This is a genomic window from Pyxidicoccus sp. M15 (assembly GCF_056858435.1).
Genome location: NZ_CM166495.1, coordinates 3,399,227 through 3,420,173 on the forward strand (window position 1 = coordinate 3,399,227; position 20,947 = coordinate 3,420,173).

A 20,947-nucleotide genomic window follows, 5' to 3' on the forward strand; every position below is an offset into this window, starting at 1 on the left:
GAGAAGATGACCTGGAAGAGCGGGCTGCGGCTCATGTCGCGCGTGGGCTGCAGCTCCTCCACCAGACGCTCGAAAGGCACGTCCTGGTGGGCGAAGGCGCTCAGTGAGGCTTCCTTCACCTGACGCAGCAGGTGGACGAAGGAGGCGCTGTCCTCCACGTGGGTGCGCAGCACCAGCGTGTTGACGAAGAAGCCGATGAGGCCCTCCAGCTCGCCGCGCTGGCGGCCCGCAATGGGCGAGCCGACGGAGATGTCCTGCTGGCCGGAGTAGCGCGAGAGGAGCACCTGGAAGGCGGCGAGCAGGGCCATGAAGGGCGTGGCGCCCTCCTTCTGGCTGAACGCCTTGAGCGCCTCGGATGCCGAGCGGGACAGGGCCACTGGGAGGTGGGCGCCGTTGAAGGTCTGGACGGGCGGGCGGGGCTTGTCGGTGGGCAGCTCCAGCGTGGCGAGGCCGGAGAGGCGCTGCTTCCAGTAGCCAAGCTGCGCGTCGAGCACCGCGCCCTGGAGCCACCGGCGCTGCCAGACGGCGTAGTCGGCGTACTGGACGGGCAGGGGCGGCAGGGGCGAGGACTGTCCCTGGACGAAGGCCTCGTAGAGAGCGGCGACTTCGCGCACCAGCACGCCCATGGACCAGCCGTCCGAGACGATGTGGTGGAGGTTGAGGGCGAGCACGTGCTCGGTGGGGCCCATCTTCAGCAACTGGGCACGGACCAGCGGACCGGTGGCAAGGTTGAAGGGCCGGAGCAGCTCGGCGCGCAGCTGTCGGTCCAGCTCGGCGCGAGCGACCTGGGGCTCCAGGCCGCTGAGGTCCACGAAGTCCAGCGGCAGCTCGCCGTGAGGGGCGATGAGCTGGAGCGGTTGGTCCTCCCGCTGGGTGAAGGTGGTGCGCAGGGCTTCGTGGCGGCTGGCCAGCTCCGTGAGGGCGCGGCGCAGGGCGTCCACGTCGAGCGACCCCTCCATGCGCACGAAGGTGGGCATGCTGTAGGAAGCGCTGCCGGGCTCGAGCTGGTCGATGAACCACAGTCGCTGCTGCGCGAAGGACAGCGGCAGCGGTTCGGTGCGCGGTACCGGGACGATCGGGGGAGCCGTTCCCGGGGTGGCGCCACTCGCGGACAGGATGCGCTCGGCGAGGGCGGCGACGGTGGGCGCTTCGAAGAGGGTCCGCAGGGGCAGTTCCACGCCCAACGCGGAGCGGATGCGGGAGACGAGCTGCGTGGCCAGCAGCGAGTGGCCGCCCAGCTCGAAGAAGTTGCCGGTGACGCTCACCTGGGGCACGCGCAGGACAGCCGCGAACAGCTCCGCCAGCTTCTCCTCGGAGGGGTTGCGCGGGGCCACGAAGGCCTCGAGCGGGGAAGCCTGGCCCGCATCGGGAGCGGGCAGGGCCTTGCGGTCGACCTTGGCGTTGGAAGTGAGAGGCAGGGTGTCCAGGCGCACGAGGGCGGAGGGCACCATGTACTCGGGCAGCCGCTGCTTGAGTGCGGCGCGCAGGGCGGCGGTGTCGAGGGACTCGGGAGCGGCGACGTAGCCGACGAGGCGCTTGTCGCCGGGCACGTCCTCTCGCACCAGGGCCACGGCCTGCACCACCTCGGGGAAGGCGAGCAGGGCGGCTTCGACTTCGGCCAGCTCGATGCGGAAGCCACGCACCTTCACCTGGGCGTCCGCACGGCCGAGGAACTCCAGCACGCCGTCCTTGCGCCAGCGGGCGAGGTCGCCCGTGCGGTAGAGGCGAGCACCCGCGACGCTGGAGAAGGAGTCGGGGATGAATCGCTCGGCGGTGAGGGCGGGCTGCTCGACGTAGCCCCGGGCCACGCCGTCGCCGCCGATGAACAGCTCTCCCACGACGCCGACGGGCACGGGCTGACCGGAGGCGCCCAGCAGGTACACCTGCGTATTGCCGAGGGGCTTGCCGATAGGCACGGACGTGCCGATGTGCTCCACCGAAGTCATGCGGTGGGTGGAGGCGAAGAGCGTGGTCTCCGTGGGGCCGTAGCAGGCCGTGACGGGGATGTTCAGCTCTTCGATGACACGGCGGACGTGAGGCGCGCTGACGACGTCACCACCGGTGAGCAACTGCTTCACGTTTCGCAGTGCCGGGAAGTTGTTGTCCACCACCTGGGTGAAGAGGCCGGCGGTGAGGTGCAGCGTGGTGACGCCGTGCTTCACCAGCACCGACTCCAGCTCCATCAAGTCAGAAGGCGAGTGTGGCGGGAAGACGACGAGCCGCGCGCCATGGAGCAGCGGGCCCCACAGCTCCAGGGTGGAGGCGTCGAAGGACACCGGCGCGATGAGGAGGAACGTCTCATCCGGCCCGAGGTGCGCGTAGTCGTTGCCGAAGACGGTGCGCAGCACGGCGGCCTGCGGCGTGCCGACACCCTTGGGACGGCCGGTGGAGCCGGAGGTGAAGTCGATGTACGCGAGGCTCTGGGGCAGAGCGGCAATCGGAGGCGCCGACGTGGGCTGGCTCTCCAGGGACACTTCTTCCAGCACAACCGTGGACAGTCCTTCCACGGGCAGCTTCGCCCGCAGCTCGCGCGAGGTGACGAGGACGCCGGGACGCGCATCCTCCACCATGGCTGCGAGGCGCTCACGCGGATACGAGGGGTCCAGCGGGACGTAGGCGCCGCCGGCCTTGAGGATGGCGACGAGGGAGACAATCAGCTCCAGCGAGCGGTCCAGAGCAATGGCCACGTGCGAGTCGGTGGACACGCCCAGGCCGCGCAGATGCCATGCGAGCTGGTTGGCGCGCTCGTCCAACTGCCGGTAGGTGAGCTTCGAGTTGCCGAACTCGACGGCGACCTTGTCGGCATGACGTGCCACCACCTGCGCGAAGACCTCGGGCAGGGTAGAGGCGCGCGGGTATTCGGTGGTGGTGGCATTCCACTCCACCAGCACCTGCTGGCGCTCCAGGGTGGACAGCAGGGAGAACGAACCGAGAGATGCCTCGGGTCGGGCCACGATGGCTTCCACCAGGACCTGGAAGTGGCTCGCCATACGCAGCGCGGTGGCGTGCTCGAACAGGTCGGTGTTGAAGCCCAGCGTGCCCTGGTAGCCGTCCGGCGTTTCCGCGAGGTTGAGCTGGAGCTCGAACTTGGAGATGGGGTTGTCCACCTCCACCGCGCTCAGCGCCAGTCCCTGCTGCCGCACCGCGGGCATGGGCGTGTTCTGCAGGGCGAAGAGGACCTGGAAGAGGGGGCTGCGGCTCAGGTCGCGGGTGGACTGCACTGCCTCCACCAGCCGCTCGAAAGGCACGTCCTGGTGGGCATAGGCGCCCAGCGAAGCTTCCTTCACCTGTCGCAGCAGGTGGATGAAGGAGGCGTGGTCCTCCACGTGGGTACGCAGCACCAGCGTGTTGACGAAGAAGCCGATGAGGCCCTCCAGCTCGCCGCGCTGGCGGCCGGCGATGGGCGAGCCGACGGAGATGTCCTGCTGCCTGGAGTAGCGGGAGAGCAGCACCTGGAAGGCGGCGAGCAGGGCCATGAAGGGCGTCGCGCCCTCTTTCTGGCCCAGCGCCTTGAGCTGCTCCGAAGTGGCGAGCGACAGCGAAACGGGCACGTGTGAGCCATTGAAGGTCTGCACGGGCGGGCGGGGCTTGTCGGTGGGCAGCTCCAGGGTGGAGGCGCCGGAGAGCTGCTGCTTCCAGTAGCCGAGCTGCGCGTCGAGCACCGCGCCCTGGAGCCACTGGCGCTGCCAGACGGCGTAGTCAGCGTACTGGATGGGCAGTGGCGGCAGGGGCGACGGCCGGCCCTGGACGAAGGCCTCGTAGAGGGCGGTGACTTCACGCACCAGCACGCCCATGGACCAGCCATCCGAAACGATGTGGTGGAGGTTGAGCGCCAGCACATGCTCGGAGGCGCCCAACTTCAGCAACCGGGCACGGACCAGCGGACCGGTGGCGAGGTTGAAGGGGCGGAGGACTTCCTCACGCAGCCGTCGGTCGAGCTCGGCGCGAGCGGCCTGGGGCTCCAGGCCGCTGAGGTCCACGAGCTCCAGTGGCAACTCGCCGTGAGGGGCGATGAGCTGGAGGGGCTGGTCACCCTGCTGGGTGAAGGTGGTGCGCAGGGCTTCGTGGCGGCTCGCCAGCTCCGAGAGGGCACGGCGCAAGGCGTCCGCGTCGAGCGCCCCTGCCATGCGCACGAAGGTGGGCATGCTGTAGGAGGCACTGTCGGGCTCGAGCTGGTCGAGGAACCAGAGGCGCTGCTGGGCGAAGGACAGCGGCAGCGGCTCGGCGCGCGATACCGGAACGAGCGCGGGCGCCGTCCCCTGGAAGGAGGCACCCTCGGAGCTGATGCGCGCGGCGAGGGCGGCGACGGTGGGCGCCTCGAAGAAGGCGCGCAGAGGCAGCTCCACGCCCAGCGCGGTGCGGATGCGGGAGACGAGCTGCGTGGCCAGCAGTGAGTGGCCGCCCAGCTCGAAGAAGTCATCCGTAACGCTCACCTTCTGCAGGTGCAGGACTCCCGCGAACAGCGCGGCCAGCTTCTCCTCGGCGGCGTTGCGTGGTGCGACGTACGCCTCGGCGGACGACAACATCTCGGAGTCGGGAGCGGGCAGGGCCTTGCGGTCGACCTTGGCGTTGGAAGTGAGAGGCAGGGCGTCCAGGCGCACGAGGGCGGAGGGCACCATGTACTCGGGCAGCCGCTGCTTGAGTGCTGCGCGCAGGGCGGCGGTGTCGAGGGACTCGGGAGCGGCGACGTAGCCGACGAGGCGCTTGTCGCCGGGCACGTCTTCACGCACGAGGGCCACGGCCTGGGCCACGTCGGGGAAGGCGAGCAGGGCGGCTTCGACTTCGGCCAGCTCGATGCGGTAGCCACGCACCTTCACCTGGGCGTCCGCACGGCCGAGGAACTCCAGCACGCCGTCCTTGCGCCAGCGGGCGAGGTCGCCCGTGCGGTAGAGGCGGGCGCCGGGCGTGCCGGAGAAAGAGTCAGGGACGAAGCGCTCGGCGGTGAGGGCCGGCTGCTCGACGTAGCCGCGGGCCACGCCGTCGCCGCCGATGAACAGCTCTCCCACGACGCCGACGGGCACCGGCTGACCGGAGGCGTCCAGCAGATACACGCGCGTGTTGCCGATGGGACGGCCAATGGGCACGGAGGTGCCCACCTGGGCCGCGTTCGTCATTCGGTAGGTGGAGGCGAAGAGCGTGGTTTCCGTGGGGCCGTAGCAGGCTGTCACCGGGATGCGCAGCTCTTCCAGGACGCGGCGCACGTGCGAGGCGCTGACGACGTCACCACCTGTGAGCAGCTGCTTCACGCCACGAAGGGCAGGGAAGTTGTGGTCCACCACCTGGGTGAAGAGGCCGGCGGTGAGGTGCAGCGTCGTCACGCCATGCTTCGTGAGGACGGCCTCCAGTTCCTTCAAGTCGGAAGGAGAGTGGGGCGGGAAGACGACGAGCCGCGCGCCATGGAGTAGCGGGCCCCACAGCTCCAGGGTGGAGGCGTCGAAGGACACCGGCGCGATGAGGAGGAAGGTTTCGTCCGGGCCCAGGTGCGCGTAGTCATTGCCGAAGATGGTGCGCAGCACAGCGGCCTGCGGCGTGCCGACGCCCTTGGGTCGGCCGGTGGAGCCGGAGGTGAAGTCGATGTACGCGAGGCTCTGGGGCAGCGCAGCCGAGGGAGGTGCTGAAGTGGGCTGGGACTCCAGAGACACTTCTCCCAGCACGACGGTGGGCAGGCCTTCCACCGGCAGCTTCGCGAGCAGCTCACGCGAGGTGATGAGCACGGTGGGACTCGCGTCCTCCACCATGGCGGCGAGGCGCTCACGCGGATACGACGGGTCGAGCGGGACGTAGGCGCCGCCTGCCTTGAGGATGGCGACGAGGGAGACGATGAGCTCCAGCGAGCGGTCCAGGGCAATGGCCACGCGCGAGTCGGTGGAGACGCCCAGGTCGCGCAGATGATGCGCAAGCTGGTTGGCGCGCGCGTCCAACTGCCGGTAGGTGAGCTTCGAGTTGCCGAACTCGACGGCGACCTTGTCGGCATGCCGAGCGACGACCTGCGAGAAGACCTCGGGCAGGGTGGAGGCGCGCGGGTATTCGGTGGAGGTGGCGTTCCACTCCACCAGCACCTGCCGGCGCTCCACTGCGGACAACAGGGAGACCGTCGTGAGGGGCACTTCGGGCCGGGCCACGAGGGCTTCCACCAGGGCCTGGAAGTGGCTCGCCATGCGCAGCGCGGTGGCGGGCTCGAAGAGGTCGGTGTTGTAGCTCAGCGCGCCCTGGTAGCCGTCCGGGGTCTCCGACAGGGTGAGCTGCAGCTCGAACTTGGAGATGGGGTTGTCCACCTCCACCGCGCTCAGCACCAGCCCCTTGCCCTGGGCCGAGGCCGTAGGCGTGTTCTGCAAGGAGAAGATGACCTGGAAGAGCGGGCTGCGGCTCATGTCGCGCGTGGGCTGCAGCTCCTCCACCAGCCGCTCGAAAGGCACGTCCTGGTGGGCGAAGGCGCCCAGCGAGGCTTCCTTCACCTGACGCAGCAGGTGGATGAAGGACGCGGAGTCCTCCACGTGGGAGCGCAGCACCAGCGTGTTGACGAAGAAGCCGATGAGGCCTTCCAGCTCGCCGCGCTGACGGCCCGCGATGGGCGAGCCGACAGAGATGTCCTGCTGGCCGGAGTAGCGGGAGAGGAGCACCTGGAAGGCGCCCAGCAGGGCCATGAAGGGCGTGGCGCCCTCTCTCTGGCAGAGCGCCTTGAGCGCCTCGGAGGCCGAGCGGGACAGGACCACTGGGAGGTGGGCGCCGTTGAAGGTCTGGACGGGAGGGCGGGGCTTGTCGGTGGGCAGCTCCATCGTGGTGAGGCCGGAGAGGCGCTGCTTCCAGAAGCCGAGCTGCGCGTCGAGCACGGCGCCCTGGAGCCACTGGCGCTGCCAGACGGCGTAGTCGGCGTACTGGATGGGCAGGGGCGGCAGTGGCGAGGGCCGGCCCTGGACGAAGGCCTCGTAGAGGGCGGCGACTTCACGCACCAGCACGCCCATGGACCAGCCGTCCGAGACGATGTGGTGCATGTTGAGGGCAAGCACGTGCTCGGTGGGGCCCATCTTCAGCAACTGGGCACGGACCAGCGGACCGGTGGCGAGGTTGAAGGGCCGGAGAGCCTCCTCGCGCAGCCGTCGCACCAGCTCCGCGTGGGCGGCTTCGGGCTTCAGTCCACTGAGGTCTACGAGCTGCAGCGGCAGCTCACCGCGAGGAGCGATGAGCTGGAGGGGCTGGTCTCCCTGCTGGGTGAAGGTGGTGCGCAGGGCTTCGTGGCGGTTCGCCAGCTCCGAGAGGGCACGGCGCAGGGCGTCCGCTTCGAGCGTCCCCTCCATGCGCACGAAGGCCGGCATGCTGTAGAAGGCGCTGCCGGGCTGGAGCTGGTCGAGGAACCAGAGGCGCTGCTGGGCGAAGGACAGCGGCAGCGGCTCGGTGCGAGGGGCCGGGACAATCGCGGGCGCCGATACCTGGACGGAGGCTCCTGCGGAACTGATGCGCGCGGCGAGGGCTGCGACGGTGGGCGCTTCGAAGAGGGCGCGGATGGGCAGCTCCACCTCGAAGGCCCGGCGCACTCGGGAGATGACCTGGGTGGCCAGCAGCGAGTGTCCGCCGAGGGAGAAGAAGTCGTCGGTGACGCCGACCTTCTCCAGGTGAAGCACGTCGGCCCAGATGGCGGCGAGCTGCGTCTCGGTGGGAGTGCGCGGGGCGACGTAGGCGGCGCTGGTGGCGGAAGCGTCCGGAGCGGGCAGGGCCTTGCGGTCGACCTTGCCGTGGGTGTTGAGGGGCAGCGCCGGCAGGAAGACGAAGGCGGAAGGCACCATGTACTCGGGCAGCGAGCGCAGCAGCGAGGAGCGCAGCGCGGCCGAGTCGAGGGGGTGGCCTTCAGGCGTGACGAGGTAGGCGACGAGGCGCGCGTTGCCGGGGACGTCCTCGCGAGCGAGCACCACGGCGCGACTGACGCTGGCCTCCTGCTCCAGGGCGGTTTCGATTTCGCCCAGCTCAATGCGGAAGCCGCGCAGCTTCACCTGGAAGTCGATGCGGCCCAGGTAGTCCAGCTCGCCGGAGGCCAGCCAGCGCACCTTGTCGCCGGTGCGGTAGAGGCGGCCGCCGGCAGTGGTGCCGAACGGGTCCGGGATGAACTTCTCGGCGGAGAGCTCGGGCCTGCCGAGGTAGCCGCGAGCGACGCCTGCGCCGCCGATGAAGAGCTCACCGGGGACGCCAGTGGGCACCGGCTGCATGCGCTCGTCGAGGACGTAGACCTGCACGTTGGCGAGCGGCCCGCCCAGCGTGGGCCGTGAGGCGCCGCGAATGGAGCGAGCGGTGGTGTCGACGGTGCACTCGGTGGGGCCGTAGACGTTGAAGCAGTGGATGAAGGGGTGGGCCGCCAGCTTCGCCCAGAGGACTTCGTCCACGGCCTCGCCGCCCACCAGCACGCGAAGCGGCCTGGAGGCAGCCAGACCTTCCTCCAGCAGCAGGCGCAGGTGAGAAGGAGAGCAGTCGAGCACGTCGAACTGGTGCTTCTCCACCCACGCCTTGAGCAGGGCGACGTCCTCGCGAGCAGTCTGGGGCACGACGCAGAGGGCATGGCCGTCGGCCACCTGGATGAGTTGCTTCACCGAGGCGTCGAAGGCGAGAGGCGCGTTGAGGCTGACGCGCAGTGCACCCTCGGCCCCCGCGTAGACGGCGGAAGCGAGCGCGGCACGCAGGTTCATCACGGAAGCGTGCTGAACCATGACGCCCTTGGGGCGGCCGGTGGAGCCGGAGGTGTAGATGACGTAGGCGAGATGCTCGGGTGAAGTGAGGCGAGGCGGGTTGACGTCGGACTCGTGAGAGAGCTGCTCGCGCACCGCCGAATCGTCGAGGTAGAGGGGCTCCACGCCGGAGCCGTCCATGCGTTCGGACAGGTGACGCTGGGTGAGGGCGAGCCGGGCACCGCAGTCCTGGAGCATGAAGGCCAGGCGCTCGCGGGGGTAGGCGGGGTCCATGGGGACGTAGGCGCCGCCGGCCTTGAGGATGGCGAGGACTGCGACCACCATGTCCACGCCGCGCTCCATGCAGAGCGCGACGCGCACCTCGGGGCCGACACCGCGGGAGCGCAGCCAGCGGGAAAGCTGGTTGGCACGGCGGTTGACCTGCGCGAAGGACAGCGAAGCGGAGTCATCAAGGACGGCCAGTGCATCCGGCGTGCGTGCCGCCTGCACCTCGAAGCGCTCATGCAGCGCGCCGTCCCAGCCCAGCTCCCGGCGCGTGTCGTTCCAGCTCGCGATCACCTGCTGACGCTCGGAGGCGGGCAGTAGGGGTAGCTCGCCCACGCGCGTATCCGGCGTGGAGATCGCGGCCTCCAGGAGCGTGCTCAGGTGCTCCACCATCCGGGAGATGGTGGACCGCTCGAACAGGTCCGTGCGGTAGCTCAGCGTGCCGGACAGTCCCTCTCGCGTCTGGCCCAGCGACAGGCTCAGGTCGAACTTCGTCGCCTCAGTCTCACGCTCCATCCCGATGAAGGACAGTCCAGGCAGCGACAGCGCGGCCGTGGGAGCGTTGTTGATTACCAGCATGACCTGGAAGAGGGGCGAGTGGCTGAGGCTCCGCTGCGGCTGCAGCTCTTCCACGAGCTTCTCGAAGGGAACATGCTGGTGCTCGTACGCGGCAAGCGTGGTGGTGCGCACCTGGCCGACAAGCTCGCGGAAGGTGGCCCGAGGCTGCACGCGCGAGCGCAGCACCAGCGTGTTGACGAAGAGGCCGATGAGGCCCTCGGTCTCCTCGCGGGTTCGTCCCGCGATGGGCGAGCCGACGCTGACGTCCTCCTGCCCGGCGTAGCGCGCAAGCAACACCTGCCACGCAGCCAGCAGGACCATGAAGGGCGTCACGCCCTCGCGCTGGCAGAAGGCGGCGAGCGGAGCGTCCAGCGAAGGCGACAGCTGGACGGGAAGCAGGGCACCCCGTTGGGACTGAACGGCGGGGCGAGGCCTGTCGGTGGGCAGCTCCAGCAGCGCGGGCGCGCCCGAGAGCTGCTGCTTCCAGTAGTCGACCTGGCTCTGGAGGACCTCGTCCTGCAACCACGCACGCTGCCACGCGGCGAAGTCCGCGTACTGGATGGGCAGGGACGCCAGGTGGGGCGGCTTGCCCGAGGCGAAGGCGGCGTAGAAGGAGACCAGCTCCCGAATCAGCACCCCGGTGGACCAACCATCCGAGACGATGTGGTGCACCGTCAGCAGCAGCACGTGCTCCCGCTCTCCCGTCACCAGCAGCGAGGCGCGCAGCAGCGGGCCCGAGGCGAGGTCGAAGGGCTTCATCGCCTCGGCGGACACGAGCCGCTGCGTTTCCGACTCACGTTGCTCGGCGGCAACGGAGCGCAGGTCGACGACCTCCAGTCCCAGGGCTGCGGGCGGAGCGATGAACTGGACCACGCTCCCCGAGTCCTCCCGGAAGGTGGTGCGCAGGGACTCGTGACGGTGCACGAGGGCTTCGATGCTCCGGCGCAGGGCCTCGGTATCCAGCGCCCCCTGGGCGCGCAGTGCGATGGGGATGCTGTACGCGGAGCTGCCGGGCTCGAGCTGGTCGATGAACCACAGCCGCTGCTGCGCGAAGGACAGCGGCAGTGGCCCCATGCGCGGCACGGGTACGAGCGGAGGCGGCTCGGGCAGCTCCGCCAGCCCTCGCGCGAGCAGGCCTCGGTAGACCTGGCGGGCGCGCTGGTGAAGCTCGCGCCAGGTGAGCGTCTGGCCGTCATGCTCCGCGGCCACCGCGTCGGGCGTGAGACGCGCCTGCTCCTGGACGAGGCGGTGCAGGCTGGCGTCCGCGGCCGTGGCGGCGTCCGGCTGCTTCCAGGCGTGGAACAGCAGGTTCCGCTCCTCAGGCGTGAGGAAGGAAATGTGGGAGAGCGGGCGGTCGGGATTCGCCAGCGCCGACTCCAGCAGTGCTCTCAGGTGCCCCACCATCCGCGCCGCGGTGGCGGCGTTGAACAGGTCGGTGCTGTACTCGAGCTGCCCCCTGAGCCCCTCGCCCCGGTCGGTGAGGGCCAGGGTGAGGTCGAACTTCGCGGTGCGGTGCTCGGCCGTGAGGGGGCTCAGCTTCAGCCCCGCGCCCATCATCTCCGGCATGGGCGCGTTCTGGAACGCGAGCATGACCTGGAAGAGCGGGGTGCGTCCGGCCTCGCGCTCGGGGCGCAGGGCTTCCACCAGCTTCTCGAAGGGGACGTCCTGGTGGGCGTACGCGCCGAGCGTCATGTCGCGCACGCGGCCGAGCAGCGTGCGGAAGCTGGGGTCTCCGTCCAGCTTCGTGCGCAGCACCAGCGTGTTGACGAAGAAGCCGATGAGCCCCTCCAGCTCCGCGTGCGTGCGGCCGGCGATGGGCATGCCGACGCTGACGTCGTCCTGGCCGGAGTAGCGGGCCAGCAGCGCCTGGAAGGTGGCGAGAACCACCATGGAGGGAGTCGCCCCTTCCTGGTGGCACAGTGCTTCGAGTGAATCCGACAGCTCACGGGGGAAATGGAACGGATGTCCGGCTCCGCGAGTCGACTGCGTCGTGGGACGCGGCTTGTCGGTGGGCAGGGCCAGTGCCCTGGGGGCGCCTTGGAGTTGCTCGCGCCACCAGCTGAGCTGAGCGTCCAGTGCTTCATCTCGCAGCCAGTCGCGTTGCCAGAGCGCGAAGTCGGCGTACTGCACCGGCAGTGGCTCCAGTCGCGCGGTCCGTCCCTCGGCGTGGGCCGTGTAGAGCGTGGCCAACTCCTGGACGAGGACTCCCATGGACCAGCCGTCCGCGATGACATGGTGCAGGGTGAGCAGCAGCACGTGGTGCTGCTCCGTCAGCCGCGCCAGGAGCACGCGCCAGAGCGGGCCCGTCTCCAGGTTGAAGGGCTGGCCGGCCTCGTATTCGAGGGCGCGCTGGAGCGAGGCTTCGCGCTCGTCCTCGGGCAGGGCCCCGAGGTCCACCCAGCCCGCGGGCAGCACGGCCCCGGTGTCGATGACCTGCACGGGCTGGTGCTCGTGCTCGTGGAAGGTGGTGCGCAGGGACTCGTGACGCTGGAGGAGCTCCCGCAGGCTGGTGGCGAGCGCGGGCACGTCGAGCGCGCCCTCCAGGCGCACGGCAAAGGGGAGGTTGTAGGCGGCGCTCTCGGGGTCGAGCTTCGCGAAGAACCACAGGCGCTGCTGCGCGAAGGAGAGCGGCAGGGGCCCGCCGTCCTTGCGGGGACGGAGCAGGGGCTGGGAGGTGGAGGCCCGCGTGCCGGCCTGCGCCTCGATGCGTTCGGCCAGAGCCGCGATGGTGGGTGCGGCGAAGAAGTCGCGGAAGGACAGCTCCACGCCGAAGTGCTGACGGATGCGCGAGAGCACCTGGGTGGCCGTCAGCGAGTGGCCGCCCAGCTCGAAGAAGTTGTCCTCCGCGCCGACGGTGTCCAGGTGGAGGACGCGAGCCCAGAGCGCCGCCAGTTCGCGCTCGCAGTCGGTGTGAGGTGCACGGGTGGGGACGCGGTCCTGGAAGGCCGAAGGGGCTGGCAGTGCCTTGCGGTCCACCTTGCCGTTGGAGGTGAGGGGCAGCGCCTCCAGCCGGGTGAGGACGGAGGGCACCATGTACTCGGGCAGTGCTTCCTTGAGGGCCGCGCGCAGGCCGCCCAAGTCCAGGGACGAGGGCGCGACGACGTAGCCGACGAGACGCTTGTCGCCGGGCGAGTCCTCGCGGGCCACGACGACGGCCTCGCGCACCTCGGGGAAGGCGAGCAGTGCGGCTTCGACTTCGGCCAGCTCGATGCGGTAGCCGCGCACCTTCACCTGCGCGTCGGCGCGGCCGAGGAACTCCAACACGCCGTCCTGCCGCCAGCGGGCCAAATCTCCGGTGCGGTAGAGGCGGGCGCCGGGAGAGGAGGAGAAGGGGTTGGGGACGAAGCGCTCTGCGGTGAGTGAGGGCTGGCCGACGTAGCCACGGGCGAGGCCGTCGCCGCCGATGAGAAGCTCACCGATGACGCCCGGAGCCACGGGCTGGCCGGAGGCGTCGAGGACGTACACCTGGGTGTTGCCGATGGGCCGGCCGATGGGGACGGAGGTGCCCACGTGGGCGACGTCCGTCATGCGGTGGCAGGAGGTGAAGAGGGTGCCCTCGGTGGGGCCGTAGCAGGCCGTCACCGGAATGGACATTCCTTCCAGCACCCGGCGCACGTGGGGCGCGCTCACCACGTCGCCACCGGTGAGCAGCTGCTTCACGCCACGAAGGGCGGAGAAGTTGTGGTCCACCACCTGGGTGAAGAGGCCGGCGGTGAGGTGAAGGGTGGTGACGCCGTGCTTCTGCAGCACCGACTCCAGCTCGAGCAGGTCCGAGGGAGAGTGGGGCGGGAAGACGGCCAGCCGTGCGCCATGAAGCAGCGGGCCCCACAGCTCCAGGGTGGAGGCGTCGAAGGAGATGGGGGCGAGCAGGAGGAAGGTTTCGTCCGGGCCCAGGTGGGCGTAGTCGACGCCGAAGACGGTGCGCAGCACGGCGGACTGGAGGGTGCCGACGCCCTTGGGGCGGCCGGTGGAGCCGGAGGTGAAGTCGATGTACGCGAGGCTGTCGGGCAGGGCGGAGGAAGGCGGTGCGTGCGTGGGCAGGCCTGAGAGCGCCACGTCCTCCAGCACCACCGTGGCGAGCCCGTGGGAAGGCAGCTTGGGCAGCAGGGCGCGTGTGGTGACGAGCACGCTGGGGGCGGAGTCCTCCAGCATGGCCGCGAGGCGCTCGCGCGGGTACGAGGAGTCCAGCGGCACGTAGGCACCACCGGCCTTGAGGATGGCGACCAGAGCCACCACCAGCTCCAGCGAGCGGTCCACGGCGAGGGCCACGCGCGAGTCGGTGGACACGCCCAACCCACGCAGGTGCCACGCGAGCGCGTTGGCACGAGCGTCGAGCTCGCGATACGTGAGCTTCGAGTCCCCGAACTCGACGGCGACTTTGTCGCCGTATCGCGCCACCACCTGCGCGAAGACCTCGGGCAGGGTGGAACCGCGCGGGTACTCGGCGGAGGTGGCGTTCCACTCCACCAGCACCCGTTGGCGCACCTCGGGCGTCAGTGAGACCACGGAGGTATCGCCTTGCGGCTCCACGGACCGGGGCTTCGCCTGCTCGCGCGCGGCGACTTCCTCCAAGGGGAGGACCGGCAGTGACAGCGCGAGGGCCTCACGCTGCCGGGGCGCGGTGGGAGTGCTGCCTCCCGCGACGGCGGCGTCAATCAGGCGGGCCACCCCTTCGAGGGTGGGGGCCACGAACAGGTCGCGCAGGGGCAGTTCCACGCCGAAGGCAGCGCGGATGCGGCTGATGGCCTGGGTGGCCAGCAGCGAGTGGCCGCCCAGGTCGAAGAAGTTGTCGGTAGCGCCCGCGCGCTCGACGCCGAGGAGCTGGCACCACTGCTCCGCGAGGCGCTGCTCGGTGGATGTGCGGGGCGCGACGTAATCCCGGGCGTCGCTCGCGAAGTCCGGGGCAGGCAGGGCCTTGCGGTCCACCTTGCCGTTGGGCGTGAGCGGCATCGCCGGCAGCACCACCACGGCGGAGGGCACCATGTACTCGGGCAGCGTGTCCTTCAGGGTTGCGCGCAGGGAGGCGCCGTCAACCAGGACACCCTCGTTTGCCACCACGTAGCCCACGAGGCGCTTGCCGCCGGGGCCGTCCTCACGCACCAGTACGACGGCCTCTCGCACCGCAGGCAGCTTCGCCAGCGCGGATTCCACTTCACCCAGCTCGATGCGGAAGCCACGCACCTTGACCTGTGCATCCGCACGGCCGAGGTAGTCCAGCGTCCCGTCCTCGCGCCAGCGCACCACGTCTCCCGTGCGGTACAGGCGGGCGCCGGGCACTCCGGAGAACGGGTCCGGCAGGAAGCGCTCGGCGGTGAGGCCCGGCCGGCCCGCGTAGCCGCGCGCCACGCCCACGCCGCCCACATACAGCTCGCCCTTCACGCCCACGGCGACCGGCTCGCCGCGTGCGTCCAGCACGTAGGTGAGCATGTTGCCCATGGGGCGGCCGATGGAAGGCGCGCTCCCGTCCGGCTTGCAGATGGCCAGCGTGGCCACCACCGTCGTCTCGGTGGGTCCATAGCCGTTGTGGAACGTGCGGCCCGGCGCCCAGCGGCCCACCACCTCGGCGGAGACGGCTTCGCCGCCGGAGATGACGGTGCGCAGGGCGGGGTAGTCCTCGGCGGGCGTGGCCGCCAGCGTGGCCGGGGTGACGCTGATGACCGTGAGGGCCTCGTCGCGCATCAGCTTCTGCAGCGGCGCGCCCGGCATCAGCTTCTCCATCGGCGCCAGCACCAGCGCGCCTCCGGAGCACAGCGTGGTGAAGATCTCCTCCACCGACAGGTCGAAGGAGAGGCTGGCGAACTGCAACACGCGGCTGCCCGGGCCAATCTCGTAGACGCCCTTCTCCTGGGTGACGAGGTTGGTGACACCGCGGTGCTCGACGGCGGTGCCCTTGGGCGTGCCGGTGCTGCCGGAGGTGTAGAGCAGGTAGGCCAGGTGGTACGGGGCCACGCCCGTCACCGGCGCTTCAGTGCTCTCGCGCGACAGCGTCTCCCGCCCGGTGTCCAGGCAGAGCGCTCGTGCGTGGAAGGACGCGGGGAAGCGCTCCAGCAGCGGTGCCTGGGTCACCAGCATCACCGCGCCGCTGTCCTCCAGCATGAAGGCCAGGCGTTCGCGCGGCAGCAGTGGATCCACGGGCACCCAGGCGCCGCCGGCCTTGAGGATGCCGAACAGGCCGACGACGATGTCCAGCGAGCGCTCCACGCTGAGCGCCACGCGCACCTCGGGCCCGACGCCCTGGCGGCGCAGCGCGTGCGCGAGCTGGTTGGCCTTGGCGTCGAGCTGCGCGTAGGTGAGCTGCTGTCCCTCGAAGGAGGCGGCGAGCGCGTCGGGCGCTCGGCGCACCTGCTCCTCGAAGAGGGAGTGCACGCACACGTCCGGGAAGGGCGCCGGGTTGGCGCTCCAGTCCCCGAGGATGCGCTGGCGCTCCTCGCCGGAGAGCATGGACACCGCGGACAGACGGCGGCCTGCATCGGCCACCAGGGCCTCCACCAGCGTGTGCAGGTGGCGCACCATGCGCTCCGCCGTGGAGGTGTCGAAGAGGTCGGCCCGGTAGTCCAGGTCGCCTACGAATCCCTCGCTCGTGCGCGTCAGCGTCAGCGTCAGGTCGAACTTGGCGGTGAGGTCCTCCAGCGGGAGGCTGCGCATCGTCAGCCCGGGCAGCGACAGGTCCAGGCGCGGCGTGTTCTGGAGGATGAACATCACCCGGAACAGCGGCGCCTGGTTCAGGTCGCGCATGGGCCGCAGCTGCTCGAAGGGCAGGTTCTGGTGCGCATACGCGCCCAGGGCCATGTCGCGCACGCGGCCCAGCAGCTCGCGCACGGTGGGGTCGCCATCCAGGCGGGTGCGCATCACCAGGGTGTTGAGGAAGAAGCCGACGAGGCCTTCCAGCTCGGGCTGGTTGCGTCCGGCCACGGGCGAGCCGACGGAGATGTCGTCCTGCCCCGAGTAGCGCGACAGCAGCAGCTGGAAGGCGGAGAGCAGGAGCATGAAGGGCGTGACACCTTCACGGTTGCAGAACGTCTCCACCGCGCGGGCCAGCTCGGGCGGCAGCACCACGGGTGCGCGGATGCCCAGGGGCTTCGGGTCGGAGTTGCGGGGCCTGTCGGTGGGCAGCTCCAGGTCCTGCGGCGCGCCGTCGAGCTGCTTCCTCCACCAGGTGAGCTGCTGCTCCAGCTCCGCGCCATCCAGCCACTGGCGCTGCCACGCCGCGTAGTCCGCGTACTGGAACGGCAGCTCGGGCAGGGGCGAGGGGCGCCCGGCGATGAAGGCCGGGTAGAGCGCGGTCAGCTCGCGCACCAGGACGCTGGCGGACCAACCATCGGAGATGATGTGGTGCATCGTCAGCAGCAGGAGGTGCTCGCGCTCGCCCATCCTCAGCAGTGAGGCGCGCAGCAGCGGGCCATTCTTCAGGTCGAACGGGCACAGGGCCTCGTCGGAGGCGCGGCGCCGCGCTTCCTCCTTGCGCTGCTCGGTTGGGAGGCCGCCCAGGTCGATGACGGGCAACGCCAGCGGGGCGGGCGGGTGGATGATCTGCACCGGGCCGTCGGTCTCTCCCCGGAAGGTGGTGCGCAGGGCCTCGTGGCGGTGAACCTGGGCTTCCAGGCTGCGGCGCAGGGCCTCGACGTCCAACGTGCCGGACAGCTCCAGCACGACGGGGATGTTGAAGGCCGTGCTGTCGGGCTCCAGTTGGTACAGGAACCACACGCGCTGCTGCGAGTACGACAGGGGCAGCTTCTGCTCGCGGGACACGCGCACCAGCGGCGGTGCGACGGCAACCGCTCCCGCCCGGGTCGCGGTGTCGACTCGCCCGGCGAGGGCCTCCACCGTGGGGGCCTGGAACAGCTCACGCAGGGCCAGGTTCACGCGGAACGCGGCGTTCAGCCGCGAGATGACCTGCGTGGCCAGCAGCGAGTGCCCTCCCAGCTCGAAGAAGTTGTCGGTGGCGCCCACGCGCGGCACGCCCAGGACCTCGGAGAAGATCGCCGCGACCCGCTCCTCCAGGGGCGTCCTCGGCGCCACGTACTCCTGGCGCTGCAGGTCCGACGCGTCCGGTGCGGGCAGGGCCTTGCGGTTCACCTTCCCGTTGGGCGTCAGCGGCAGGCTCTTCAGCATGACGAAGGCCGAGGGCACCATGAACTCGGGCAGCCGCTCGGTGAGGAAGGCGCGCAGCTCCGGCGCGGGCTTCTCCTCCTCCGCCTGGGAAGAGACGACGTAGGCGACGAGGCGCGAACCCGCGGGGCCGTCCGAGCGCACCACGGCCACGGCGTCCTCGACGGACGGGTGGGCGCGCAGGGCGGACTCGACCTCGCCCAATTCAATCCGGAAGCCGCGCAGCTTCACCTGGAAGTCGATGCGGCCCAGGTAGTCCAGCTCGCCATTGGCCAGCCACCGCACCTTGTCTCCGGTGCGGTAGAGGCGCTCACCGGGCACGCCGCTGAAGGCGTCCGGAATGAAGCGCTCGGCGGTGAGCTCCGGGCGGCCGAGGTAGCCGCGCGCCAGGCCCACGCCGCCGATGAACAGCTCCCCGGGCACGCCGGTGGGCACCGGGCGCAGGTGCGCGTCGAGGACGTAGAGGCGAAAGTTGGCCACGGGCTCGCCGATAGAGGGCTTCTGGCCGTCGGGCGCGCAGGTGGCCATCGAGGCGCACACGGTGGCCTCGGTGGGGCCATAGGCGTTGACGAAGCGGCGCCCGGGAGCCCACTTCGCCACCATCTCCGCGGAGCACGCCTCGCCCGCGGAGACGATGGTGTGCAGGCATTCCAGGCCCTCGGGTTCCAGGATGGCGAGCGCGGTGGGCGGCAGCGTGGCGACGTTGATTCGACGGGTGCGCAGCATCTCCGCCAGCGCGGGGCCGGGCATCCGCTCCTCGCTCGACGGGAGGTACAGCGTGCCGCCGACGAGGAGGGTGTCGAAGACCTCGGCGATGGCGGCGTCGAAGCTGGGGGAGGCGAACTGGAGGACGCGCGTGCCGGGCCCGATGTCCATGGTGCGCGACTCGGCCAGGGCGAGGTTGGGCATGCCCCGGTGGGTCACCGCCACGCCCTTGGGACGCCCGGTGCTGCCAGACGTGTAGATGACGTAGGCGAGGTGCTCGGCCGACACGCCAGAAGAAGCGGGCGGAGTGGTGGGCTGCCGCGCGAGCAGTGCCGCGTCCGTGTCCATGAGCACGAACTGCTCGCCGCGCGAGGACAGCTTGTCCGCCAGGGGCTTCAGGGTGATGACCACCCGGGCGGCCGAGTCTTCGAGCATGTAGCCCAGCCGGTCCGCGGGATAGCCGGGGTCCAGCGGGACGAAGGCGCCGCCGGCCTTGAGCACGCCGAGCATGGCGACGACGAGGTCGACGGAGCGCTCCAGGTGGATGCCGACGAGGATCTCCGGGCCGATGCCCAGTGAGCGCAGGTGCCAGGCGAGCTGGTTCGCGCGCGCGTCCAGCTCGGCAAACGTGAGCGACGTGTCGCCGTAGAGGAGGGCGGTGGCATCGGGAGTGCTTCGGACCTGGGCCTCGATGCACGCGTGGACGGTGACGCCGTCCGGGAACGGCATGGGCTTGCCGTTCCACTCCACCAGCACGCGCTGGCGCTCGGCGGCGTCCATCAACGGCAGCTCGGACAGGCGCGCTTCTGGACGCGCGGCGATGCCCTCCAGCAGCGTCTGGAAGTGCGCCAGTATCCGCCGCACCGTGGCCTCCACGAAGAGGTCCGTGCGGTACAGCATGACGAGGCGCAGGCCTTGCGGCAGCTCGGCGGCGAAGAACGACAGGTCCGCCTGGCTGGTGCCGCTGTCCACCGGCTGCGCGTCCAGCACCATGCCGGGCACGTGCAGCGGCGGCAGGGGCGCGTTCTGCAGCGTGAAGCTGACCTGGTAGAGCGGCGCGGTGCTCAGGCTGCGCTCCGGCTGGAGCGCCTCCACCAGCTTCTCGAAGGGCATGTCCTGGTGCGCGAAGGCGCCCAGCGACATCTCATGCACCCGCGTCATCAGCTCCAGGAAGGTCGGGTCTCCTGAGAGGTCCGTGCGCAGGGCGAGCGTGTTGACGAACAGGCCGATGAGGCCTTCCAGCTCGGAGCGGTTGCGGCCAGCCACGGGGGTGCCGACGACGACGTCGTCCTGGCCGCTGTAGCGCGACAGGAGCACCTGGAACGCGGCGAGCAACAGCGGGAAGAGGGTGCGGCCCTCGCGCCGGGCCAGGTCCTTGAGGGACTGGAGCAGCGCGGGGGGCAGCATCACCGTCAGGCGGGCGCCGCGCGTGCTGGCGACGGAGGGGCGCGGCTTGTCGGTGGGCAGCTCCAGCACGGCATTGGGGTCGAGCTGGTTGCGCCAGTACGCGAGCTGCGCGTCCAGCGTCTCACCCTTGAGCCAGTTGCGCTGCCACGTCGCGAACTCGGCGTACTGCATGGGCAGCGGTGGCAGCGGGGAGGGCCGACCCGCGGCGAGCGCGGGGTAGAGCGCGCTCAGCTCGCGCACCAGCACACCCAGGGACCAGCCGTCGGAGACGATGTGGTGCACGTCGACGAGCAGCAGGTGCTCGCTGGCGTCCCAGCGGTAGAGGACCGTGCGCAGCAGTGGGCCCTTCTCCACGTCGAAGGGCTGCTGCGCCTGGAGGTGCAGGCGGCGCCACGCTTCGGTCTCGCGCTCGGAAGGCGTGCCGTCCGCCACGTCCACCACGGGCAGAGCGACGTCGAGCGAGGGAGCGATGTGCTGGGCCGCGCGCCCGTCCTGCTCCACGAAGGTGGTACGCAGTGCTTCGTGGCGCTGCACCAACTCCTGGAGCGCGCGGCGGAGGGCGTCGACGTTCAGCTCGCCGGACAGGCGCACGGCGATGGGGACGTTGAAGGCGGCGCTGCCCGGATTGAGCCGCTCCTGGAACCACATCCGCTCTTGCGCGAAGGACACGGGCGCACGGCGGGATTGACGGCTCTTCTCGCGCAGCAGCTCCGCGAGCCGCGCGCGCTTCTGTTCAGGGGTCAGCGACATGGGCTATGCGTATTCCAGTGAGTCGCGTGTGCCGGCGTCGGGGCGTCTGCTCCACAGCAAGCGACACCAGCCCGTCCGGCTTGAACGCGAAAACACGAGAATCTCCAGCGGACAGTGGGATGAAACAAGTCCGCGAGAGCGAGAATAGACCCGGAAGCGAGCCTTTCTCCAATCTCCCGTTCACTGGAGTCCCGGAGGCTGAGCCGACGCTCTTTCTTCCCAAGCAAGCAATTCAGGAAGGTCAAGTCGGCCCCCATGCGGGCGAGCAGGCGGAGCTGCTTTCCAGGCTTCACGGAAGCGCAGTGCGCCGCGCCGCCAGGTCGGGCCAACGCACATGCATGCGTGGTGCAACAGCCAGGTGCTGCTCACCGGGTTTCCGCCAGGGCCGAGTCCACGGGCGAGCCGCGCCCGGTGTGGCGCGGCCCGCCCGCGGTGGGGACTTCTTCCGGCGTTCAAGCGTCAGCGTGCGCTGCTCTTGGCGC

General features: G+C 70.4%; 1 protein-coding gene (only partly in view). It reads right to left on the bottom strand.

What is annotated here, in order from left to right; genetic code table 11:
• Window positions 1-20,465, bottom strand: the 5' portion of a protein-coding gene (locus ACX9TP_RS13260; protein WP_482980081.1) for a non-ribosomal peptide synthase/polyketide synthase. Its footprint begins 12,463 nt before the window's first position; the window shows 20,465 of its 32,928 coding nt (coding positions 1-20,465); the start codon lies at window positions 20,463-20,465; the stop codon falls past the left edge of the window.
• Window positions 20,466-20,947 lie beyond the last annotated feature (482 nt).